At 53.7% G+C, this 23,564-nt stretch carries 20 protein-coding genes and 1 tRNA gene; 8 read left to right on the forward strand and 13 right to left on the reverse strand.

What is annotated here, in order from left to right:
• Nucleotides 1-62: 62 nt before the first annotated feature.
• Entirely contained in the window at nucleotides 63-1,043 is a 981-nt protein-coding gene (locus TH19_RS20105; protein WP_114104147.1) for a phytanoyl-CoA dioxygenase family protein, read from the reverse strand.
• Between the two features lie 143 nt (nucleotides 1,044-1,186).
• On the opposite strand from TH19_RS20105, the gene TH19_RS20110 reads away from it, so the two are divergent.
• Nucleotides 1,187-2,122, forward strand: a complete 936-nt coding sequence (locus TH19_RS20110) for a helix-turn-helix domain-containing protein (RefSeq protein ID WP_114104148.1) — start codon at nucleotides 1,187-1,189, stop codon at nucleotides 2,120-2,122.
• A gap of 4 nt (nucleotides 2,123-2,126) precedes the next feature.
• Here the strand turns inward: TH19_RS20110 and TH19_RS20115 are convergent, their stop codons facing one another.
• The 3 genes from TH19_RS20115 to TH19_RS20125 form a co-directional block, all read right to left on the reverse strand.
• On the reverse strand, nucleotides 2,127-3,086 hold the full coding sequence (locus tag TH19_RS20115; RefSeq protein ID WP_258548055.1) for an alpha/beta fold hydrolase: 960 nt from the start codon (nucleotides 3,084-3,086) through the stop codon (nucleotides 2,127-2,129).
• Nucleotides 3,083-4,381, reverse strand: coding sequence for an alpha/beta hydrolase (locus tag TH19_RS20120; RefSeq protein WP_114104149.1), 1,299 nt, complete (start codon nucleotides 4,379-4,381; stop codon nucleotides 3,083-3,085). Before TH19_RS20120 ends, TH19_RS20115 begins: the two co-directional genes overlap by 4 nt.
• A gap of 176 nt (nucleotides 4,382-4,557) precedes the next feature.
• Nucleotides 4,558-4,962 (reverse strand): OsmC family protein, encoded by a 405-nt coding sequence (locus TH19_RS20125; RefSeq protein WP_114104150.1) that lies wholly within the window; start codon nucleotides 4,960-4,962, stop codon nucleotides 4,558-4,560.
• Nucleotides 4,963-5,163: 201 nt separating this feature from the next.
• On the opposite strand from TH19_RS20125, the gene TH19_RS20130 reads away from it, so the two are divergent.
• Together TH19_RS20130 and TH19_RS20135 are read left to right on the forward strand one after the other, a co-directional pair.
• Entirely contained in the window at nucleotides 5,164-5,499 is a 336-nt protein-coding gene (locus TH19_RS20130; protein ID WP_114104151.1) for a hypothetical protein, read from the forward strand.
• Nucleotides 5,500-5,661: 162 nt separating this feature from the next.
• Nucleotides 5,662-7,314, forward strand: coding sequence for a diguanylate cyclase domain-containing protein (locus tag TH19_RS20135; RefSeq protein ID WP_258548056.1), 1,653 nt, complete (start codon nucleotides 5,662-5,664; stop codon nucleotides 7,312-7,314).
• 39 nt (nucleotides 7,315-7,353) lie between these two features.
• Here the strand turns inward: TH19_RS20135 and TH19_RS20140 are convergent, their stop codons facing one another.
• From TH19_RS20140 to TH19_RS20160, 5 genes are all read right to left on the reverse strand, one after another.
• On the reverse strand, nucleotides 7,354-9,156 hold the full coding sequence (locus TH19_RS20140) for a tetratricopeptide repeat-containing sulfotransferase family protein (RefSeq protein ID WP_114104153.1): 1,803 nt from the start codon (nucleotides 9,154-9,156) through the stop codon (nucleotides 7,354-7,356).
• A gap of 114 nt (nucleotides 9,157-9,270) precedes the next feature.
• The gene (locus TH19_RS20145) at nucleotides 9,271-11,028 is read right to left on the reverse strand and encodes a tetratricopeptide repeat-containing sulfotransferase family protein (protein WP_114104154.1); all 1,758 of its coding nucleotides are present in this window, start codon (nucleotides 11,026-11,028) and stop codon (nucleotides 9,271-9,273) included.
• Nucleotides 11,028-12,806, reverse strand: coding sequence for a tetratricopeptide repeat-containing sulfotransferase family protein (locus tag TH19_RS20150; RefSeq protein ID WP_181846498.1), 1,779 nt, complete (start codon nucleotides 12,804-12,806; stop codon nucleotides 11,028-11,030). The genes TH19_RS20145 and TH19_RS20150 overlap by 1 nt, the downstream gene beginning before the upstream one ends.
• A 147-nt stretch (nucleotides 12,807-12,953) precedes the next feature.
• Nucleotides 12,954-14,363, reverse strand: a complete 1,410-nt coding sequence (gene glnA, locus TH19_RS20155; RefSeq protein WP_114104156.1) for a type I glutamate--ammonia ligase — start codon at nucleotides 14,361-14,363, stop codon at nucleotides 12,954-12,956.
• A 62-nt stretch (nucleotides 14,364-14,425) separates the two neighbouring features.
• Complete coding sequence (locus TH19_RS20160; protein WP_007091888.1) at nucleotides 14,426-14,764, reverse strand: P-II family nitrogen regulator; 339 nt, start codon at nucleotides 14,762-14,764, stop codon at nucleotides 14,426-14,428.
• Between the two features lie 519 nt (nucleotides 14,765-15,283).
• Here TH19_RS20160 and TH19_RS20165 point away from each other — a divergent pair.
• Nucleotides 15,284-16,456 (forward strand): aminotransferase, encoded by a 1,173-nt coding sequence (locus TH19_RS20165; RefSeq protein ID WP_114104157.1) that lies wholly within the window; start codon nucleotides 15,284-15,286, stop codon nucleotides 16,454-16,456.
• Nucleotides 16,457-16,542: 86 nt separating this feature from the next.
• On the opposite strand, the gene TH19_RS20170 is transcribed toward TH19_RS20165, so the two are convergent.
• Entirely contained in the window at nucleotides 16,543-16,893 is a 351-nt protein-coding gene (locus TH19_RS20170) for a rhodanese-like domain-containing protein (protein ID WP_114104158.1), read from the reverse strand.
• Between the two features lie 139 nt (nucleotides 16,894-17,032).
• Here TH19_RS20170 and TH19_RS20175 point away from each other — a divergent pair, with 139 nt between their 5' ends.
• Nucleotides 17,033-17,911, forward strand: coding sequence for a LysR family transcriptional regulator (locus TH19_RS20175; RefSeq protein ID WP_181846499.1), 879 nt, complete (start codon nucleotides 17,033-17,035; stop codon nucleotides 17,909-17,911).
• 56 nt (nucleotides 17,912-17,967) lie between these two features.
• Here the strand turns inward: TH19_RS20175 and TH19_RS20180 are convergent, their stop codons facing one another.
• A complete protein-coding gene (locus tag TH19_RS20180; protein WP_114104160.1) occupies nucleotides 17,968-18,969 on the reverse strand; it encodes a Gfo/Idh/MocA family protein in 1,002 nt (333 codons plus the stop codon).
• Between the two features lie 337 nt (nucleotides 18,970-19,306).
• Between TH19_RS20180 and TH19_RS20185 the strand changes: the two genes are divergently transcribed.
• Together TH19_RS20185 and TH19_RS20190 are read left to right on the forward strand one after the other, a co-directional pair.
• A tRNA-His gene (locus TH19_RS20185) sits at nucleotides 19,307-19,383 on the forward strand.
• 259 nt (nucleotides 19,384-19,642) lie between these two features.
• Nucleotides 19,643-20,629, forward strand: coding sequence for a serine hydrolase domain-containing protein (locus tag TH19_RS20190; RefSeq protein WP_114104179.1), 987 nt, complete (start codon nucleotides 19,643-19,645; stop codon nucleotides 20,627-20,629).
• A 116-nt stretch (nucleotides 20,630-20,745) separates the two neighbouring features.
• Here the strand turns inward: TH19_RS20190 and TH19_RS20195 are convergent, their stop codons facing one another.
• Nucleotides 20,746-21,417, reverse strand: a complete 672-nt coding sequence (locus tag TH19_RS20195) for a hypothetical protein (RefSeq protein ID WP_114104161.1) — start codon at nucleotides 21,415-21,417, stop codon at nucleotides 20,746-20,748.
• Between the two features lie 218 nt (nucleotides 21,418-21,635).
• On the opposite strand from TH19_RS20195, the gene pyrC reads away from it, so the two are divergent.
• On the forward strand, nucleotides 21,636-22,682 hold the full coding sequence (gene pyrC, locus TH19_RS20200) for a dihydroorotase (RefSeq protein WP_114104162.1): 1,047 nt from the start codon (nucleotides 21,636-21,638) through the stop codon (nucleotides 22,680-22,682).
• 75 nt (nucleotides 22,683-22,757) lie between these two features.
• Here pyrC and TH19_RS20205 read toward each other — a convergent pair whose 3' ends face one another.
• Nucleotides 22,758-23,498 (reverse strand): putative metalloprotease CJM1_0395 family protein, encoded by a 741-nt coding sequence (locus TH19_RS20205; protein WP_258548057.1) that lies wholly within the window; start codon nucleotides 23,496-23,498, stop codon nucleotides 22,758-22,760.
• Between the last annotated feature and the right edge of the window lie 66 nt (nucleotides 23,499-23,564).

The following is a 23,564-nucleotide window of genomic DNA, read 5'->3' on the forward strand; positions in this document are numbered from 1 at the left end:
CAATTTGAAAAGAGCGCCCGGCGTGATTGCCAGGCGCTCTTTGCTTTTGGGGATATCAATGCTTACCAGGGTGTCTTGCCCAGTATCTTTTCCCCAAGTGGTGTCAGTTCTGCACGTTCGTAGCGGGTCTGTTCCCAGTTCCGCGGATCACCCGGAAAGGCGTAGCCCCGGGCGGGCAGGCGTTCGGACCAGCTTTTTACACGCCAGTCGACAAGATCCTGTTCTTCCGGGGTAGCCGGTGCCATCGAGATATATTGCGCGATGCGGGCCTGATCGGATCGGTTGGCGCGAATACCATGGGCCAGCAGGCTGTTGAAAATAACAAGGTCACCGGCCTTCATGGCGATGCGTTTGGGCGCATAGGGGATGGTGTCCATATTCGGGCGGAAGGGATCGCGATCAGACGGTGCAGTTTTGCGCCATTCCTCGAAATTCGCAAATAGGTCAGGGATGCACTGGAAACCGCCCATGTCATCGGTGGTATCAACCAGTGACAGTACGCCTTGCACATTGATCGGCAGCGGATCGGCACTGGTATCTGCATCCCAGTGAATGAAACCGTCAAAGGTACGGGTGCCCTTGTTTGGCGTGTTCAGGTTGGCGCGATCAATTGACACCCAAAGGTCTGTACGATCCCAGATATCAACAAAGGCATCATAAACGCGCTGCGTCTGGCGATTGTCCCAAAGAGTTTGATGGTTATAAATCTCGACCATGCCGGAATTGTTCAATTCCTTCATTTCGTTGTCGCGCATTTGCGGACGGCCCCAGCTTGCCGGATCGTTGGGGTTCATTTCTTCGAACTCCCACAAAAGATCAACTGTCGCCTTAACCTGTTCGGCCGGGACAGCATTGGGAATGACGACATATCCATAAGTCTGCCAATGGGCAAAGTCTTCCTCGGACAAAACGCGCAGCGGCAGTTTCTTTTCAAGGTCGCGCAATTGCGTGCCGCTGACTTCCTTGGTTGATGCATTGCCCGGGCGGTCGCTGTTGGGCGTCATGGTTGGTGCCATGGTTGGGGCATTGGCGAGCATGGACATGATGTTCCTCCGTCATCCTGTTTTGATCTGTTCAAATTAAAGCAGCATCCAGATGACCTGCCCACTGACAGCCCGGACAAAGAATGATACTATTTGGCCAAAATGATCTAAAAATCGTACCGTAAAGGCGTGGTATTGGTCTGATGAAGCTTTTGTTCGAACATGTGCAGATCGCGCCGGACCGTTCATGGAAGGGTCTTTATCGTAACCTTATGGCGATCCCGTTCGACTGGCACTTTCATCCGGAATACGAACTGACCCTGACGCTTGGAAGCCACGGTCAGCGCTATGTCGGGGACCATATCGGGACTTATGGTGACGATGATCTGGTATTGCTGGGGCCAAATTTGCCCCACACATGGCATTCTTCAAATGCCGAACCACCATCGGTTACGCATGGCGAAGTGCGCGCATTTGAAACGGCCCTTCGGGTTGCCGGAAGGGACAAAGGGCATCAGGCCTTTGTCTTCTGGTTTTCTGCGGACTGGATCAACACCGTTTGCAAGACAATGCCCGAACTCTCCGGGCTTGAACGGGCGTTGCAATTGTCAAAGCGCGGCGTGCAGTTTGACCAAGAAACCGCCCGCAAGGTCGCTGCGTTTGCGACGGTGTTCGAAAAAGGGAACCCGGCCGACCAGTTGGTCATGTTGATCGAAGTCTTGCGCACATTGCTTGACGCCACCGAACTGACGCCATTGGCATCCGAACGCTTTGATGCAGCAATCCCTGAACATGGTGACGCAAGCCGGTTGGGCAGGGTGCTTGATCTTCTCCACGGTTACTATGTCGAGCCGGTCAGCAGTGCCTGGATCGCTGAAAATGCCGGGATGAGCGAACGCACCCTGCGTCGCTTTTTCCAACGGCACATGGGATCGAATATTCAGGATTATCTGATGGGGCTTCGGTTGGGGCGCGCAGCAAGCTTGCTGTTATCGTCCGATCTGCCGATCTATCAGGTGGCTGAACAATCGGGTTTTCAGAACCTGTCCCATTTTAACCGGCAATTTCGCCGTCATCGCGGTGTTGCGCCCAGTGCCTATCGAAAATCGCGCTTTGAGGGTTCTGGCGCAAAGGCCTGATCAGCTATGTATTATGGTGCGCCATATGCTGATCAAATGCCTGCCAGAACTGGTCACGAAACAAATCGCGTTCTTGCAAAATCTCGTGGCGGGCCTCGGGGATTTCCTTAATCGTGATGTTCGGCTTTCCGGCAAAAAGAAATTCCGTGGTCTTGTTGGAAACGACCTGATCGTCGCCGGCAAGAACCATGGTAATTGGCGGAAGGCGGTGAAAAGAATCATCTTCGCGCAAGTAACGGGTGACGGTTTCCTGGGCCCTGAAACAGGCATCAAGCCAGCCTGCCGACGTGCCGCCAACAACAAAATCCGGGTTACCCTTAAGCAAGGCCAGGTTGGATTGATAGCGCGTCATATCCGATGTCAGGACATTTTGCGGATCAAAGGCCGCAACCGGATCGTGATTGCGTTGTCCGGGCAAATAGCGTTTGTCAAATCCCGATCCGCTCATCCCGCGTGACAGAACCCGTGCTGCCTGAACAAACAGGCGCGGTCCGGCCAATCCGAAAAACGGGGCAATCATGATGGCGTTGCGCCAAAGATCGGGTTGATCCAGCATCATGATCATCGCAACCAGCCCGCCGGTCGAATGGGTTAGAACTGTTTTGAACTCAATTCCGTGGCGGTCTTTGACATATTCGATGACATGGCGGGTGTCCGCCACATAATGGGCGACGTCGCGGATATAACCCATCGCACGATCCCCGCCAAACCGCGTTGACCCGCCATGTCCACGAAAATCAAAGGTGACCGTGCCATAACCGCGCGCGGCCAGATCAAGGGCGGCTTCATGATATCGTTCGATGAATTCGCCCCGACCTTGCAGGACAAGAACATACCCAACCGGGTCGGCTGGTGCCATGACACCAACACGCAACGTCACTCCGTCCGGTGCGACAAAGCTTTCAACATCAAAGGTCAAGTTGCCGTCCGGGCGCAAATAGGAGGAGCCTGAATGCAAATTCATTGGGGCTTCTGGGTGCCAAGGGTTGCACTTACAAAGGTTACCATCTTGTCCATCATTGCGGCAAAGTCGGGGTTAAAAGTACCACGGCGCAAGGTGCCGGGTGTGGCCGATTCAACAAGATTGCGCTCACCGTATACCGTATCCGTGCCGGTCTTGCAGCTAAGCTGATCAGCCGGATCACTGTAATGACCGCAATCACGGATCACGCCATCAAGACCGTAAACCGGGTTTTCCGGGCTCATGGTAATCGCGGTATGCGCGTGATTGATGGTGCGCATTTGATCATTGGACGAACTGACAACATCGATGCGATCACATTTTGGATGTTCATCCAGGATGTTCGTTTCGCCCTGATACCAGATCATATGTTTGATGGACGCGTCATTCTTTGTGCAGAAATAGTCGACAGCAACAAGGGGATTGACTGTCTGGTCATCGGAACTGATGGCAGCAAAAAGCGGCACATTGCTTTTGGCAATCGATCCGTCGCGATAGGGCTCGGTCACAAGGTGAAACTCGGCGGCGGCATTCATGGCCATGGAGCCATATTTGACCGGATCGCTTTCTGTTGCTTGGCCAACCCATTTTTTGACATAGCGGACATAGGGGGTAAGCCATGCCATCTCGCTTTTGGCGGCAAGACCGGGCGACAGCATGATCATCGCACTGATCCGCGGATCGTTGTTACGCTCGGCAACTTCCCGACCAATCAAGGCTGCACCCATCGAATAGCCGACCGGGATGATGTGGGTGATATCGCTATCAAAGCCATCAAGCCCGAAGCGGACCGTATCGAGCCAGTCCTGATACGTAACATCGGTCAAATCAGCCGGCGCAGTCCCGTGTCCGGGCAAGATCACACCATTGAAAACAGCACATGGAAACTGAACGCGAAGCTGGTCACGAATATCGGTTAACCAGTATGGACTGTCGGTCAGGCCATGGACTGCCAAAAATCCGACCTTCTCGCCCTGTGCCAAATCGCGCCCGGCAATGTCACAGGCGGTTTCGTCCGGTGCGATGCTATAGGGGCTTCGCATATCGACGACCTGTTCAAGATCAAAGGGACCAAACGGCTTGTTTTCATGTGCAAAGCGCCCGGCCTTAAGAACTGTACGGATTTGCTGGCGGGTCGCGTGAACATAATCTGCAAATGGTGTTTGCGGCGCAGGGGCCATGATCGGATTGCCCGACGGTTCGTATTGCGCTAGCGCGCCCGATGCTGCCCCGATGATAAAAGCAGTCCCCAGCAGCAAAGAAGTCAGACCGGCTTTTACTGTCTGTGGTGCGACCATGGGGAACTCCGTTTCGGGTTAAGTATTTGTGTAATGGGCTGTTATCGAAATCGTTTTGGGTGTTGCGCAATCCTAGCGCGTGCAGGCGCCATGCGCGAGTAACAAAAAAAGCGGACTGAATTCAGCCCGCTTTTAATATCGTAACATCGTGACCAGTTAAGGGCAGTAATGCCCCCTTATTCGATCACTTCCCAGCTGTGGGTGACTTCGGCCGCCTTGGACAACATGATCGAGGCCGAGCAATATTTTTCCGCCGACAGTTCAACCGCACGACCGACCTTGGTTTCGTTAAGGTTCTCGCCCTTCACCTTGAAATGCAGGTGAATTTTCGTAAAGACCTTCGGATCGGTTTCGGCGCGCTCTGCCTTGACGTCGGTTTCCACGTCGAGAACATTTTCGCGTCCCTTTTGCAGGATGTGCACAACATCAATCGATGAACAGCCGCCAAGTCCCAGAAGCAGCATTTCCATCGGGCTCGGGCCAAATCCGGTGTCTTTGTTGCCATCCATGACAACACCATGCCCGGTACCGCTGGTGCCGGTGAAGGTAAGGTTTTCAAGCCACTTGACGCGTGCTTCCATGATCGAATTCCTGTGTTTGAAAAATCTATGATCCATCCTCTAGCGCGGTTGGCGCGTGCCTGCAAGGTGCGATCAGGACCGGGGGCGATTTGTGAAAACGGGGAACACGGATTTGAAGTAGTAAACTGTTATAGGTGTTTTTACTTTCCCGCGTAATACTGTCACCAGAATTCAGACCCTTATGGTGTAGGAGTAAAGGGCATGTCACAGGATCCAAACCGCAGCAAAAGCCGTTTCATGATGGGCATGGAGCACGTCCTGCGCGAGATCAACCACGAAATCATCAGCCCGGCGATCCCTGATATGTCGGTTGAAAATGCCGTGCCGCTGATGATTACTGTGGCCCGTCTGCGTGCCGATTACCTGAAATATGCCTTCAAACTCAGTGCGGATCGTAACGAACGGCACCCGACCGAGGAAGAGCTGGCAAAGCTCAAACACTTGCGCGAAACCTATCAGGAAATGCTGGCAGCCGCCCGTGAACTCGAACATTGCATTGATCGCGGATATATCGATCTGCCGATGCCTGGAAAATAAAGCGTCATAAATGCCCGGCATGTCAGAAATTTCATGACTTATCCTCAAGGATATGTAATTGGTGTTGCTTATATAAATAAGGACCGAACAATACGGTCCGATTTGGGACATCAATGATAACATAACCGAGGGAGTGCGCCGTTTCGCGGTGCTCTGGGTATATTGTCTGTCAGTAAAGATGTTGCGGCAACAGCGGCCTTGTCGCGTGATAGCCTTGTTTTCCTTGATAAGAATGACCTTAAGGTCATTCACATAAATCCGGCTGCGAAAAAGCAACTTGCCGACGCCCAGTCGGTTTTGCGCGCCGGAACCGAAATCAAGCAGTTTCTGGCCTATCTGGCCAAGAATGGCGAGTTTTCCGATGGTGATGCGGTCGGATCAGTGCGTCAGGCACTTGCCAGCATTTCATCTGCTTCGCAGGCCGATTTGCCGGGCTTCCGGCTTGGTAAGGCGGTGTTTACCTGGCACTGCGATGCCGGTCCGGGCGATACCATCGCACTTGTGTTGCGCGATGGGGGCAAGGCACAGGAACTTGCCCGTGCGCTGGCCGACCATAAAATTTTCATCCAGCACCTGATTGATGTGCTGCCGATCCCGGTTTATCTGAAAAACCGCGACAGCGTGGTCACACGCTGCAACGGGGCATTTGCCGAGTTGTTCGGCCTTCAGGTGGATGATGTGATCGGCAAAAAGCTGATCGAAGTTGCCCCGGATAGTCTGGCAAAAACCATTGCCGAACATGAAAAGCCGCTTTTGATCGCCGAAGGCCAGGTCCGCGACGATATCAGCTTTGTCCTTGATGATAAGGAACGCGCGGCCCTGTTTGCGGCTTCAAGCCTTAAGGGGCCAAGTGGCAGCATTGCCGGCACCATCGGGTCACTTGTCGATGTTACCAGTCTTAAAAAGGCACAGGCCGAGGTCGCCGAGGCGGCGGATCGCCTGACCGGGTTACTGGAAAGTGCGCCAATCGGGGTCGGGATATCGAACCGCGAAACCGGCGTGTTCCAGTTCTTTAACAGCACTTTTGCCAAGATGCTCGACCTTGAAGAGGAAAAGGATCCGACGGATTCCATTTTGTTGTCGGAACGCTATCGCCAGCAGTCGCTTAAAGACATGGATATGGTGGGCGAACTTCATGATGTTGAAATTCGCCTGCGCCGCCCGCAAATGGCCGAGGCAAAGTGGCTTAAAACATCGCTCGAACCTCTGTCGTTCGAGGGCGAAGAGTCCGTGCTGTGGTGGACAAGTGATATCACCAAGCAAAAGCACGCAGCCCGCGAACTTCAAAACAAGGCCAATAACGATGAACTGACCGGGTTGGCCAACCGGGCGCGCTTTATGCAGAAACTTGAACAATGCGAAAATGTTCTGCGCGGGACCAATACACCGGCATCCCTGTTTATTCTTGATCTCGACGGGTTCAAGAATCTCAATGATACCAAGGGACATGCGGCAGGCGACTGGTTGTTGACGGAAACGTCAAAACGCCTGAAACGTGCCGGACGACGCGCCGAGGAAGTCGCCCGTCTGGGGGGCGACGAATTCACCATGCTGTTCATCAACAAGGGGCGCGAAAAGGAAATGTGCGAGATCGCGGGCGCGATTCTGGCCGAGCTCAATCAGCCTTTCATGTGGAAAGGCGAGGATTGTGGTGTTTCCGCATCAATCGGGTTCTCGGTCTTTGATGGCGGGCACTGCGATATGAATGAACAGCTTAGACGCGCAGACAAGGCAATGTATCAGGCCAAGGCCGCAGGCAAGGCACAATATTGCCTTTATACCCCGGAACTTGAACCGGAACTGCATCACGACTGATGATTGTTCCGCGTCCCTTCATCGGGAAAAGGCCAGCTTTTAGCTGGCCCTTTTTGATTGTGCGGAAACCGGATTGCCGCTTTCATCCAGTCCAAGTGTTTCAAGCAACGGACCAAGGTGTTTTACATAGGGCTCCCAGCCCTTAAGGCTGCTTCGATAGATCGGCTGCCGCACCTGTAGGGCGCTGTGTGTGCGGACTTGTCGTTCGGTCTTGTGGAAATCAAGACATGCATCATCCCAGCCAAGTCCGACAAATGCGATCAAACGCCGAGCTTGATCTTCAAGGTTTTCGACAACGTTTTCATAATCAACCTCGATAAGACGGTCTGCCGGCAAGACATCCCGCCAGTGATCCATGAAGCTTTCATAGGTGTTGTAGTAATGCCCCAGGTCGCGCTGGTCATAAGCGAAATTCTGCACGCCGCCAAAACGGCGGTTATAGATTGAAAAACACGATGCCAGCGGATGACGGCGGCAATGAATGATCCGGGTATTGGGGAGCATCAAGGCCAGCATTCCCGCACGGGTGAAGTTCGACGGCAGCTTGTCGACAATTCTGCGCGGCGGGTGGTCCGTGGCCCCGGCGGCCTGAATGCGTTTGATGCGACCCAATGTTTCCTGGCGATAGGCCTGCCCAAGAATGTGGATGAAGTCATCATCGTATTTCATGACATCTTCGCGCTTGCGGCCATTGCGCACCTTGTGTTCGATCAGGGCGTGGTGGTGAAACACCATCGTATCAAGTTCCCCGGCGCCAAAGACCTCAGGGTGGGAGCTTAAAATCTGTTCGATCAGGGTCGTGCCCGAACGGGGCATGCCGACGACAAAGATATGTTGCGGTTCATCTGCGTCGTGACGGATCGGACCAAGATGGGCAAAGCGTTCTGCCGGGAAACATTTCCGCACATGTTCCAGCATATCTTCGATGGCGGTCGGGGAATAGGTGATGGTCTGACGCTTGGTTTTGTTGGCCTCGTTCAGTGCCTTCATTGCTGCGTCCGGATTTTTGCGCTCCATCTCGACCTTGCCGATGGAAAACAGAAGCATTTCCTGTTCATTTACCGGCATCGTCTGATAACGACCCGATTGATAGATATCGTAAATTACCGCACGGGCAGGGTGTTCCTGGGGGACCTTGGTGGCAAGGGTCAGGCAATGCCAGGCACGGATATTGTGGGGTTCGTCGGCAAGAACGGCTTCAAACAGTGCACATGCTTCTTTGACATTGCCCAGTTCCTTTTGACATTCGCCAATACTGATCCGGATATCACTGACGGCTTTTTTATCGCCCTTTGCCATCGCGTATTTCAGGGCTTTGGCAAGATGTTGCAAGGCAGCCTCGATATCATCAAGCGACAGCAAAACAACTCCCATCGCACTCCAGGCTGTCCAGTCATCCGGGGCAAGCGCAATGGCGCGTTTAAGATGTGGAATGGCGTTACGTGTTCCCATGCCGCGTGCTTCGATCAGGCCCAGCTGAAGATGGATTTTGCCATCGCGCGCAAACCGTTTGACGGCTTCTTGCAGAACCGGTTTTGCCTGTGCCTCGTAGCCGGCATTGGCCAGAACGGCGGCAAGATCGGTGAAATACACGGCCTTTGGTGACGGGCTGTTGCACGCACTTTCAAGACTTTTGACCGCTTCGGGGATTTCGCCGCTTTCATTGCAGATCAAACCATTAATCTGCAAAAGATCACCGTCGTTTGGGAAATCCGTCAGCAGCTTCTTGCAAAGCTGTTTGGCCACACGCCGTTGCCCGCTTGTCCAGTTGCTTCTGATTTCCGCCAGACCGCTGACAAGTTTCTGTGCCGGGTGATTTCCTGCGATGGCCTGATCATTCATCGGTCGATCCCTGTTTTCTGCATAAGGCGGACAGAAACACAGTTCCACCCGTTACGCTTAAACACGGATCAGTTGGCAAAAACTGGCGATCTATGTGTTGATTTCTTGATCAGATCAGTCTGGCTGTACGCCAAGTTCTTCAAACAGCGGAACAAGATCGTCCTGATAGGGGCGCCAGCGTTCCATACTGCTGCGATAGACAGGTTTACGGACTTCAAGGGCGCTGTGGGTTCGGACTTCGCGTTTGGTTGCGTAAAATTCAAGGCAGGCTTCCTGCCAACCAAGTCCGAGAAACTCTATCAGGCGGCGGGCTTCGCCTTCGAGGTCATCAATGACTTTTTCATAATCAACCGTGATCAATTGTTCAGGCGTAAGGATTGTCTCCCAATAGGCCATCAAGTCCCGGTAGCTCAGATAAAAGCGACCGATCTCACGCAGGTCACAAAGATGCTTGTGCCCGTCACCAAAGAAATGGGTAAAGCACGAAAACGCCGTATCAATCGGGTCCCGTCGGGAATGGATGATTTTTGAATTGGGAAAGGCCATCGCAATCAATCCGGCCGAAACAAAATTCCCCAGCATCTTGTCCACAATATATCGCGGGCCTTTGCCGTTCCGAATGGCTTCGGGAGGCAAGGTGCGAAGGACTTCAGCGCGATATGCCTTGGCAAGAAATTCAAGACGCTTGGGATCGGTCAGGAACTTTTCATGTATCGGCTGTGACGGGAAAAGTTCGCCGTAAATCCGTTTAACGAGATTGGGCATGGTGCGGATTTCGCCAACCCCGAATGCGTCGCTATGCTGATCAAGGATTTGTTCAAGCAGCGTCGATCCGCTGCGTGGCATGCCGACAATAAAAATGAACTGTTGTTCGTCGCCATTCTCGGTCAGTGCGTGTTGCGCAATGATTTCCGGCGTAAAGTATTCCGGTAGATGTTTGAGGTAACCGAGTGTCAGGCCTTCATCATAATTAATCTGGTCACGTTGAAGTCGGTTGGCCTTAACATAATATCCCATGGCCAGCTTGCCATCGCCACGCGTCATATGCGCAAGGCCGAGTGCATAATAGAGATGCTGCAAATCGGAATTTGAAAGTTTCGTCTGGTCTGACCGGATCATTGTTTCGACCATGGTGAAATCTTCATCCCCGAATGCCTTTAGGGATGCCAGTTCCGTCCAGGCACGGGCATGATATCTGGAATGCCCAATGGCGGTTCGCACCGCGGTTTTACATCCTTCGATGTCACCAATCGTTTTAAGGTGTTCGGCCCTGTTCATTTCAAGACGGGCAAGGTCAGAATTCTGTGGTGGCGTGATCGATGTCGTCGGTTTGTTTGCTGCTGCGTGGGCGACTTCAAGTGCCTGGTCAAAAAGGGCACCGGCCTGCGCCGGGCGGGATGATTTGGCGATAGTACGGGCATATAAATCCCAACGCTGCCAATCACCGGGCGTTTCGGACAGGACATGGTTGAACAGCTTTACACCCTGATCAAAAAAGCCGTTCAGGATCAAAACATGCGCCAACTGACTTTGAATTTCGCTATCTCCCGGATCACGCTTCATCGCGACATTCAGAACATTCTGGCTTTCCATAAACATGTTCTGCCGGATCATCAGTGCGGCGAGATCAAGGAAGTACTGATTTTGCGGGGCCGGGGACTTGCAGGCAAATTCCAGATGTTTCAGAGCACCGAAAATGTTGCCCTTTTTTTCAAGGATACCAGCAAAGAAATGCAGCAACGGGCCGTGATTCGGGTTGGCACGCAGGCAAGTTGCGCAAATCTGATGGGCCTCGTCGATTTTGTTCTTCGCCCAAAGCTGTTGGGCTTTTTTCAACACATCATCGGGATTGGGTGCATTGGTGCCAGACATCAGTTTTCATTGCCCTGTGCTGATAGGCCGAGTGCGGCGATAAGCGGCTGAATATAGGGACCATAAGGTTTCCAGCGTTCAACGCTGGTCTGGTACATGCCCTGACGAACCTGTGCGGCACTAGCAGTTCGTACCGAGCGATCCGATTTGTGGAATTCAAGAACCGCCGGGTCCCAGGGAAGATCAAGAAAGTCCAGCAGGCGTCGTGCCTCTGCCTCGGGATTGGCTACCATGTCTTCGTAATCAAGTTCGATGAACCTGTCTTTGGGAAGAACGGCGCGCCAGTGGGCCATAAGGTCCTCATAGGCGCGGTAAAATTCACCCAGTTCTGTCTGGTCACAGGTATAGACCTGCAAGCTGGCAAACCGCTTAGAATAACAAGACAGGCATGTATCAATCGGGTTGCGACGACAATGGATGATCTTGGCCCCTGGGATCGAAAGCAGGATCAATCCTGCCCAGGAAAAATTGCCCAGCATTTTGTCCAGGATGACCTTTGTTCCATCTTCTGACGGATACAGTTGACCGACATCATCAATATAGGCGCCATGTAGACGTGTCAGAAGATCATGCGACCTGATTTTGGCGTGGTCATCGGGCTGGTTGGGGAAAGTCGGGCCAAACAGGCGGTCCTTGAATTTCGGAAAGCTGCGCAACTCGCCAGTCGGCATGATGCCGGGGTGGCTTCCCAATATTTGTTCGGTCAGGGTGCTGCCAGATCGTGGCATTCCGACAATAAAAGCATTGAGCGGTTGTGTGTTATCGACCGATTGTTGCGGAAGTTTTTCAAAAAGCTCTGCCGGAAAGTAATCGGCGATGGCCCGCACGCGCGCACAAGCCGTTTTGGAATCATATCCCTGATTTTTGTCCGGATCATAGTCAAAGTCCGAACGCCGCAACGCATTGGCCTGATCAAGATAGGCGATGGCATTTTTCGGGTCTTTGCAATCCATAAATGCTTTGCCAAGTGCAAAGCCGATCATTTCCCGGTCGATTTTTGTCAATGATGCATCATCGCGGGTCAGGATATCGGCCATGGTTGCGATATCGGCATCGTCGGCGGTGAATTTGGTGATGTCGGCAAGGTCGTGCCATGCGCGCCCGGAATGCGGATTTGTGCCAAGGACCTGACGAAACGCCGTTTTTGCCGTTTCAAGGTCACCGGTATGGCGGTGTGCCTCGCCGATCAGCAACAGGGTCCGTTCAAGCCGCCCTGGATCATTCGCGACAAGGGTTTTGGCGTGTTCAAGATGTTCAATTGCCTGATGTTCACGGCCGACTTTGATCAGTGCCGAACTCAGATTGCTGAGGCTTGCCCAGTTTTCTTTGTCAAGCTGGACGGCCTTTTCAAGAATTTCAATGCCCTGATTAACGTACTCGCCCTGAATAAGAACGACGCCCAGTTCGCTATAGGTTGCCGCGTGGCCCGGAAAACGGCGAATGGCAGCAAACAGTATCTGTTGAACCATCTCAAGCTTGCCCAATGCCCCGACGACACTGGCAAGTTCATGGAAATACTCGATCTTGCTTTCAGGGCTATTGCACGCCGTTTGAAATAACATTGCCGCTTCCGGCAATTTGCCAATCGCACGGTTCACCCGGGCCTGAATAACAAGGGCAGGCGGGAAATCGGGAACAAGGGCAAGTGCCTGCGCGGCAGATGAAAGTGCAGCATCGGCATTGCGGGCATCAAACGCGCTTTGGGCGGCGCGAACCAGTTTCTCGGCCTTCTGCCGGTTCCGTTTCTCGGAAAAACTCGGGGTTGCTTTGTTGTTCAACTCTGATCCCGTTTGGTTCCTGTTCATTAGGGTAGGTTAAACTTAATGTACCAAGGTAATCAAACTGTTTAAGCCCGAAGAAAAAGAAAACGCCCGACCAGTTGGTCGGGCGTTTCCCAAAAGCTGTATTCCTTTCGGTGAAAGGAATTAACCGCTGTAGTACATGTCGAATTCGACCGGGTGCGGCGACTGTTCGAAGCGAATGACTTCTTCCATTTTCAGGGCGATGTATGCGTCGATCAGATCGTCGCTCATAACGTCGCCTTTTTTCAGGAATTCGCGGTCTGCATCGAGGCTGTCGAGAGCTTCGTGCAGCGAACGGCAAACGGTCGGGACTTCTTTGAGCTCTTCCGGCGGAAGGTCATAGAGGTTTTTGTCCATTGCTTCGCCCGGATGGATCTTGTTCTCGATACCGTCAAGGCCAGCCATCAGCATTGCGGTGAATGCGAGATACGGGTTGGCAAGCGGATCAGGGAAGCGGATCTCGACGCGCTTGCCCTTCGGCGAAGCGGTGTACGGGATACGGCAGGAAGCAGAACGGTTACGAGCAGAATATGCCAGCAGAACCGGTGCTTCGAAGCCCGGGACCAGACGCTTGTAGGAGTTGGTCGTCGGGTTGGTGAATGCGTTCAGAGCTTTGGCGTGCTTGATGATACCGCCGATGTAGTACAGAGCGGTTTCAGAAAGATCAGCATAGCCGTTACCAGCGAACAGCGGCTTGCCTTCGTGCCAGATCGACTGGTGAACGTGCATGCCGGAACCGTTGTCACCGAAGACCGGCTTCGGCATGAAGGTTGCGGTTTTGCCATACTGGTGTGCAACCATGTGGATGCAGTATTTGTAAACCTGAACCGCGTCAGCATGTTCGATCAGGGTGCCGAATGCGATACCCAGTTCGTGCTGTGACGGAGCAACTTCATGGTGGTGCTTTTCGCAACGCACGCCCATTTCGTTGATGTAGTTGACCATTTCGGCACGAATGTCGTTTGCCGAGTCAACCGGCTGTACCGGGAAGTAACCGCCCTTCGGACCCGGACGGTGGCCACGGTTGCCGCCTTCGAATTCGGTGCCGGTGTTGTACGGACCTTCTTCGGAGTCAAGCTGATAGCCCATGCCTTCGCCAGCGGTGGTCCAGCGAACGTCGTCGAACATGAAGAATTCCGGCTCTGCGCCGAAATATGCGGTGTCGCCGATGCCTGCCGACTTCATGTAAGCAAGTGCGCGTTTCGCGGTCGAACGCGGGCAGCGCTCGTAACCCTGGCCGGTAGCCGGTTCGATAACGTCGCAAACGATGATCAGGGTCGGCTGTGCGGTGAACGGATCAACAACGGCGGTCGACGGATCCGGCATAAGGATCATGTCGGATTCGTTGATTTCTTTCCAACCGGCGATCGACGAACCGTCGAACATGATGCCGTCAACAAAGACGTCTTCGTCGATCGTGCAGATATCCTGCGCGGTGTGCTGCCATTTACCTTTGGAATCGGTAAAGCGCAGATCGACAAACTGGATGCCTTTTTCTTTGATCAGATTAAGTACAGAAGCAGCGTCAGACATGATGCAACCCTTTAAAACTCACAATTAGTTACCGTACGGTGTTCAATGACAGACAAGACCGATCAGATCGCGTCGTTGCCCCGTTCACCGGTACGAATACGGATCGCGTCCTCAAGCGAGGAAACGAAAATTTTACCGTCGCCGATACGGCCGGTATGTGCGGCTTGCTGGATTGCCTCAATCGCACGCTCAACAAGCGTGTCCTCGACGACGATTTCCAGCTTTACCTTCGGCAGAAAGTCCACAACATATTCGGCGCCGCGATACAGCTCCGTGTGACCTTTCTGACGGCCGAAGCCTTTGGCTTCGGTAACGGTAATCCCTTTGAGGCCGATCTCTTGAAGAGCCTCTTTTACCTCGTCAAGCTTGAATGGCTTGATGATGGCTTCAATCTTTTTCATTAAGCGCCCTCTGCTTTTTGCGAGAGTTGCGTAGAACTCGGAAAGCCTAATGCTTCGCACGATCTCTTTTGCACGGACCATGCCAAGTTTGACCCGCGCTGGCATTCTAAGGATTCTTTGTGCGAAAACCCAGCAAAACCCATGAAACTTTTAAGATTTTTGGCTTTAAGGTGATTGAGAATTAGGCACCTTGGTTAAAAATTATGCAGACTCACTGCCTTGGATGTATGCATTGTGAACCAGATTGCTTATTCCCGGCTTTGCATTCCATGTCGTGGGGCAGGATTTGCTGTAAAATGGTGATTTCTATCGCAGATATTTGCCAAATGGGTGTGAATCGGGTGGTTTGATTTATAGACTCGAATAATTGTTGGTCTCACGTCTATAGTACGCCACAGATTTAGGGTTTGGACCCTAATATTAAGACTTTCATGATGTCGGGCGGCAAGCCGGGCATCAAAGCCGGAGAACAGCCGGACGCCACCATCCGGTGAACGCATATAATATAAAGGACGCCTCATGACCGAATTTGTCGGCAACCCACTTTTCGCTTCGGGCGGCATCACGATCTTTGAAGTGATGAACGAACTGGCCCAGAAACATCAGGCCATCAATCTGGGGCAGGGCGCACCAGATACCGACGGTCCGGCCGATATCCGCGAGGCGGCTGCCAAGGCAACCATGGAACTGTCCAACCAGTATCCGCCGCTTGCCGGTGTGCCCGAACTGCTTCAGGCGGTTGCCGATCACAACAAGCGTTTTTACGGCATCGAAGTCGACCCGAAAAAAGAAGTGCTGGTTTCCGTCGGCGCGACCGAGGGACTGGCTGATGTCATCCTCGGTCTGGTGGCGCCGGGTGATGAAGTCATCCTGATCGAACCGCTTTATGACAGTTACCTTCCGATGGTGAAGCTGGCAGGCGGTATTCCCAAACTGGTGCGCGTAACCCCGCCGCACTGGGAATTACCGCGTGAAGAACTGGCTGCGGCATTTAGTGAAAAGACCAAGCTGATCCTGATCAACTCGCCACAGAACCCGTGTTCCAAGGTTTATAGCGACGATGAACTGCAATTCGTTGCGAATCTGTGCATCAAGCATGATGTGATCGCATTGTGTGACGAAGTGTATGAGCATCTGGTCTTTGATGGCCGCAAACACAAACCCCTGATGACTTTCCCCGGCATGCATGACCGTACCGTGCGCATCGGATCGGCTGGCAAGACATTCTCGCTGACCGGCTGGAAGATCGGCTATATCACCGCCTGTGCAAAACTGATGGAGCCGATCAAAAAGGCGCACCAGTTCCTTGTCTTTACCGTGCCGCCGGCCTTGCAGCACGGCGTGGCCTTTGGTCTGAACAAGGAAGACGAATATTTCGAAACCTTCACAGCCGAAATGCAGGCCAAGCGTGATTTCCTGATGAAGGGTCTGAAGGAAGTCGGGTTTGATGTTCTGGATTCCCAGGGCACCTATTTCATCACCTGTGATTTCCGTCCGCTTGGCTATGACTGCGACGATGTTGAATTCTGCCAGATCATGATCAAGGAAGCCGGTGTGGTCGCCATCCCGGTTTCGGCCTTCTATCAGGGCGAAGACGGCGGCGTACGTCATTTTGTGCGGTTCTGTTTCTGCAAGCAGGAAGAAAAAATGACCGCTGCGATCGAGCGGATGAAAAAGGCGTTCGCCAAGTAACACCGCCAAGCCAACAAGCGATGCATCCATGCCAAAACGGGCCGACAGAAATGTCGGCCCGTTTTGTTTGCGGTGGGGGATCGCAATCAGGCGGTTGTTTCAAGAACACCTTGCCCCTGAAGTGGCAAGCCGGCCTCGCGCCAATCCTGTTTGCCGTCGTGGTAATCACGCACATTGCTGTAACCCAGCTTGGTCAGCGCCATCTGCGCAATGCCGGAATTTTTGCACGGGCCATTGGCGCAATAAACGACGATGGGCGCATCAAGGTCGGGCAGGATGGTTTTGACATTCTCGTCAATCGCATCATGGGGAATGTTGATCGCGCCGGGCAGGTGGGCGTCGACATAATAACGTGCCGGAAGGGCCTCGATCAGGACCGGGGCATTGGCACTGCCAAGGGCGGCTTTAAGTTCGTCACGGCTAATCGTTCTGGTCATTTTTCAATCTCCATCAGAAATATCGTTGGCTGATGGGATCAGTATCGATGTGCAATCATGCGACGTAAATTTGTGATATTTCGAATGGTATGTGCAATAATGCGAATGGATGATTGGGAAATGGTCGGGAGTTGTGCCGATGCTCGAATGGGATGATTTGAAACTGGTGCTGGCGATTGCCCGTGCACGCAGCATCACACAGGCCGCCCGGCAAACGGGCATTCACCATTCAACCCTGTTTCGCCGGATTGCCGAAATGGAAAACCGGTTGGGGGCCAAGTTGTTTGAACGTCTTCAGGGCGATTATCAGCCGACGACAACCGGTCAGGCGGCAATCGAGACCGCCGAAACACTCGAAGCAGAAATGGCGGTGCTGGCGCGCAAACTGGCCGGACAGGATATCCGGCCATCGGGCATCTTGCGCCTGACCACGACGGATACGCTTTTGTACGCGGTTCTGGCGGATGATCTTGCTGCCTTTGGTGCGGCCTTCCCGGAAATCACATTGCAGGTCGTCACCGATAACCGGTTTTATGATCTTAACCGTCATGATGCGGATGTCGCCATCCGGCCCAGCAATGCGCCCAATGAAAATCTGGTCGGGCGCAAGATCGCGCCGATCCGTTCGGTTATCTGTGGTCCGGCGGGGCATCATGATCCGTCAGCCGGGCCGTGGATCGCCTGTGATGAAACGCTTGCCCATATTGCCGCGGCACGCTGGCGCGATAAACAATTCCCGGATCAGCATGTGGCGCTTCGCAGCAATTCACTTTTGAATGTGGCGCGTCTGGTTGATGCCGGGGGCGGATATGCGGTGTTGCCGGCTTTTCTGGTGGCGGCATTTGATCATATCGATGTTTTGGGCGATCCGATTGACGGGCTTGATAATGATCTTTGGATATTGATGCATCGCGACCTTCGGGCGACGCCACGCGTAAAGGCCTTTAATGACTTCATGTTTCCGCGGTTAAGGCAGAATGCCGCCCTGTTCGCCGGACAAGGGGATACGCAGCCATAAGACAAAAGCCGGGAGATTTCCCGGCTTTTGTCTTTGAGATCGAATAGTATTGGTGTTCAGGCCTTGACCATTTCCCAGCTGCCAGTTTTGGCCGAACGCGCAAGGGCATCAAGGATCTGCATATTGGTAATCGCGTCTTCAATCGGATAATCGACCGGGCTCTCACCCGCAAATATCGCGGTCGCGGCATCCCCCTGAAGGGTATAGTGATTGCAGATCGGGAATTTGATCTCGCGGGCTTCGTCAAAGCCCGGCTGTTTTTGACCGGCGACCCGTATGATCGCCGGGTTTTCCGGGATCGGGTTGAACGGCATCAGGATTTCAATCCGGCCTTCGGTGCCCAGAACATGGACACGCTGAACCGCAGCCGACTGGGTGCCGCAGACAAAGCTTGCCTGAAGGCCCGAACCGAAATCAAGCATCCCCGATACAAGGCGGTCTGTGCCAAATTTCGGGTCCTTGTCCATTAGCGAAACAACCCGCACCGGTTCCTTGCCCGTGACAAAGCGCGGACCGACAATGCAGTAACACCCGATATCAAGCAATCCGCCGCCGCCAATGTCCTTTTTATTGCGCACATTGTTCGGATCGGCATTGAAATAGGTAAAGATGCTTTGCACCGTGGTGACGTCACCGATCTGGCCGCTTTCAACGATTTTGCGGGCTTCAAGCCATTGCGGGTGATGGCGGACCATAAAGGCCTCCAGGACCTGCTTGCCGCTTTTATTGCGGGCTGCAATCAGACGTTTGGCGTCTTCGGTATCAAGACCAATCGGTTTTTCGCACAGGACATGTTTTCCGGCTTCAAGTGCCTTGATGGTCCATTCGACATGCAGATGGTTGGGCAGGGGATTGTAAACCGCCTCGATTGACGGATCGGCCAGAAGCTCCTCGTAGGAGCCATAGGCACGCGGAATACGCAAATTTTCGGCGACCTCGCGGGTCTTGCCAAGGTCACGGCCAGCAATCGCCAGAATTTCCAGCGTCTCGCTTTGCTGCATGGCCGGGATGACCTTTTCCGTGCCGATCTTGGCGGTGCTGATAACGCCCCACTTCATTCCGATACTCCGTCTGTTTTTCTGTTTTGTGGCCTGCGCGCCCGAAATCAACCTATGGGGCAGGCATTCCGCAATGACGTATATGCATGGTTTCGCACATTGTTTTGCGGTTCAGTTCGTAACTCCGATTAATTAAGGCATGTGGCCCGACATGCAAGATGTTCCGACGGGTAGGTGGGATAAATTATCATACAAATAACGTCATTGGTTTGGCCGGAAACTGCCAAAGCCCGCAAAAATCGGCGCTTTGACGGGCTTGTGGAATTTCATGGGAAAAAAGTGAAAATATGCGCTTGACGTTGGGGGCCACGGGCCATATAAACCGCGCCACACGATGGCGGGTGTAGCTCAGGTGGTTAGAGCACCAGATTGTGGCTCTGGGGGCCGTGGGTTCAAGTCCCATCACTCGCCCCATTGTGAAAAGGTCAGGCAGAAATGCCTGGCCTTTTCGCATTTCCGGGCAAATTTCCGTTGCTGCGCGCTCTTGCCCGTTTGTGGCTTGCTGTCACATTCTTGACGAAATAATTCCCAATAAGGAATTTGGCTTCCGGGACGATTGACCGGAAAGCTGTGCGTTGCTGTCCGTGGTCATGCGGACGGCCAATGGTTTGTGGACGCATCTGATACCTGCCTTCAAGGACTGATGGATATGCCCGGCAATAGATCCCTTCCAATGCTGACCCGACGTGCCTTTTCGGCGACCCTTCTGGGGGCGGTGGCCGTTCCGTTTGTGGGGCGGGCCTTCGCGCAAACGCCGTCCGATATCCGTTCGCAAATTGCCAACATGTCCAAGCTTCATGCGATCATGGTACAGCGCGGTGACGAGATCATCGTCGCCGAAGCACCACGCGGGCCGGGGCTGGACCGGGTTGCGAATATCAAATCCTGCTCGAAAAGCATTATCGGTTTGCTGACGGGGAGCGCGATTGCACAGGGGGCGATCCCCTCGGTTAACGCCACTCTTGGCGAAATCGCACCGTCCATCATTCCGGCGGATGCGACCCCCGGTGTGGAAAATTTGACCATCGAAGATCTGGTGACGCTCCGGGCCGGGCTAGAGGGCACCTCAGGAAGAAACTATGGCGCTTGGGTTAATTCCGATAACTGGGTTTCTTTTGCGCTGCGCCGACCGATGGTCGCAAGCCCGGGCGGGCGTATGATCTATTCGACCGGCACCACACATATCCTTGGTGCGGTGCTTGCAGTTGCGACCGGGAAAAACCTGCTGGAACAGGCTCGCGCAGTTCTTGGCCAGCCGCTCGGCATTGAAATTCCCGCTTGGACACGCGATCCGCAAGGCTTTTATTTCGGCGGGAACGAGATGGCGCTGACGCCGCGCGCGATGTTGCGCATTGGGGCGCTCATGCGCGATCAGGGCCGGTTCGATACTGACCAGATCATTTCGGCCGACTGGATAGATCAATCCACCCAGGCCCGCACTCGATCCCCTTATTCGGGGCTTGATTATGGCTATGGCTGGTTCCTGAGTAACAGCGGCTTCATCATCGCACGCGGCTATGGTGGCCAGATCATTGCGGCACATCCGGAAAAGAACCTTGCGGTGGTCATCACCTCAGACCCGACCTCGCCCGCACGATCAGGCGGATATTTTGGACAACTGATGGACCTGCTTGAAGGGCCGGTGCTTTCGCTGGTGTGACGGGGGCGGCAGAGAGCTAGTAAAAAGGATGGTGCAAAAAATAAGCCTGTTCCCTTTTTCGTGTCCTCCTTTTCTCTCTTCAGTACTACATCAAAATTCTTGCATTTAGTGGTTGTTCACAGTCCGATTTCTTGCTTGGCCCATTTCATGTATCTACGTGCTTCTCTAATTTCAGTCGGTACGATCATTACAGTTACCTCATGGGCTCTTTCAATTAGTTCTGCATCCGACATGTCCCTAATGATTGCGAAGTCTACCGTATCAGCCGCGTCTTCTACCCTAGTAAGCGATTCTAGGACTCTTTTGAACTTCTGTCTGACGCCCAGCGGAATTCTGCCTGACAGCTCGACGGTATCTAGCTCCGGCCTTAGGTTCGTTAATTCGTCATCAAGATAGTTTATTTGACGAATGCATTTTCGTGCTGCAACGACCAATTCGTGGTCCAACGTTATTGCAACTCCATCCGTGTCCCGTACTCGGGTAAAGTAGTCAGTTCGCAGGCTGTGGTTGAACCAATCAAATATTTCTTCGATTTTTTCGAACGATCCGAGAATATCAGAGAACTTTTCCGTCTTGCTTGCTTTAAGCATCAGGTGGTGTTGGTGATAGATAAGAAGCAGTGCTGTTGCGCTAGTGATCCCTGCTCCAAGTATTGCTCCAGCAATGCTTGACCAGCCATCACCGAGAGGCCGGTGTATAACCTGAAGTCCTATCACCGATCCAATCGATATGCCAATAAGAAGGCCTAAAACAAAGACAATGAGTTTCACAGTGCTGTCGTTCTTCAAGTTCAGATCTTTCGTTATAAGTATCTAATGAATTCATGTGGGTGGCACTAAATTCTGTATGTTGTATCTGGTATTTTTCTATCTTAGATACGGGATGTCATCAATCAAGGTGCAGCGGAAACTGTATCTTGTTTTAACATTCCCAACCTCCCGCCAATCTGCTAGGTAACGCTCCATATTTCCCAAACGGGACTCAACGGTTGCCAGGAGATCGCCACATGTCGACACAACGCATTACCCTTCGCCGTCCTGATGACTGGCATTTGCATCTGCGTGATGGCGCGATGTTAAAAGGTGTGATTGGTGAGACTTCCGAGCATTTTGCCCGCGCGATCATCATGCCGAACCTGGTGCCGCCGGTGGTCAAGACTGCCGATGCTGTGGCCTATCGCGATCGCATCACCGCTGTGATCCCGCAGGGGCATGATTTCACCCCGCTGATGACCCTTTATCTTACCGAGGGCACCAATCCCGATGATATCGAGGAAGGCTATAAATCCGGTGTGATCACCGCATTGAAGCTTTATCCGGCGGGTGCAACCACCAACTCCGATAGCGGGGTTCGCAATTTCGATAATGCGATGCCAGCCCTTGAGCGTATGGCAGAGCTTGGCATTCCGCTTTGTGTGCATGGCGAAGTTACCGATCATGATATCGATATCTTTGACCGTGAAGCCGTGTTTATCGACCGGGTTCTCGAACCGCTGCGCAAGCGACTGCCGGAACTGCGCGTGGTGATGGAGCACATCACGACCGAGGACGGGGTTGAATACGTCAAGGCCAATGACAAGAACCTTGGTGCGACGATCACCACGCACCATTTGATCATTAACCGCAATGCCATTCTGGTTGGCGGCATTCATCCGCATATGTATTGCCTGCCGGTTGCCAAGCGTGAAAAGCACCGTTTGGCGCTGCGTGCGGCGGCAACGTCGGGGGATGCGCGTTTCTTCCTGGGTACCGATTCCGCCCCGCATACGGATGAGCGCAAGGAAAGCCCGTGTGGCTGTGCCGGTATTTTTACCGCCAATAACACCGTGCAGCTTCTTGCCCATGTGTTCGAGCAGGAAAACGCCCTTGATAAGCTTGAAGCCTTTGCCTCGATCAACGGGCCGCAATTCTATGGTCTGCCGCTAAACGCGGATCAGATCACGCTGGAAAAACGGGCCGAACCGGCGAAATTCGCCGCCAAGATCGAAACCGGCGAAGGCCCGGTCACGGTGTTTAATCCGGGCTTTGATATCTTCTGGCATTACGCCGATTGATATCGGTCCTGCGACCAGACAAAGCAAAAGCGGCTCCTTGCGGGCCGCTTTTTTGTTGGCGTTATGCGGGGCGGATCAACCGCGCAGATCAATCGCACTCGGGGCGGCATTCAGGCCGATGGTCGCGCGGTAACTTTCAGCTGCCGCGTAGGCCTGTGCCGATATCATCGCCGAGATATTCATTGATGCACCCTTGGCGACGTTAAAGTCCGCCGCCGAACTTCCGGGCACCGATGCGGCACGTGATATCGCGGCCTGATTGGCGATGGCGGCGATGCCGTCCAGTCCCTGAAGGGGATGGATGCTGACTTTTCCGCCGGTTGCATAAAGCCGCCCGTCGGGCCCGGCGGTATAGCTGTAACTGATCATGCCCGCATTGGCCCCGGCCAGGGTCTGGTGGCTTTCTTCCTCGGTCCGGACCGCGGCATCGCGGGATCGAAGTTGCTGGACGATTTCACGTTCGCTTGCGGTCAGAAGGGCCGGGTTGGATGTCGGTTGCCGGGCATTGGTCGGGGTTGCTTCGCGTTCCTGCTGCTGACGTTCGGCCAGGCTTTGGGTGTCGGCTGCCTCACCGCCCTGATCGCCTGCGATATCGCGCGGATCAAGTTGCTGAATAACCGTGATGACCGATGCTGCACTATTGATCGGCGGGGCTGGCGGTGGCGGGGTAGGTGCGGGTGGTGCTGATGCCGACGCTGTTGATGCTTGGCCGCTTCCTTGTCCGCTGGCCGATGGCTCGGTGCGTGTGGGCTGTGCGGGTTGTGTCGCAGGGGCTGATCCATTTGAAAGCGGAACAAGGGCAACTGCGGCAGGCATGGTTTGCGGCGCAGACGCGGCCGTTCCGCCCGACCCGCTGGTCGGCGGTTGGCTCCCGGAGCCGGG

This window comes from Thalassospira profundimaris (genome assembly GCF_003326675.1).
In the GTDB taxonomy this organism is placed as follows: domain Bacteria; phylum Pseudomonadota; class Alphaproteobacteria; order Rhodospirillales; family Thalassospiraceae; genus Thalassospira; species Thalassospira aquimaris.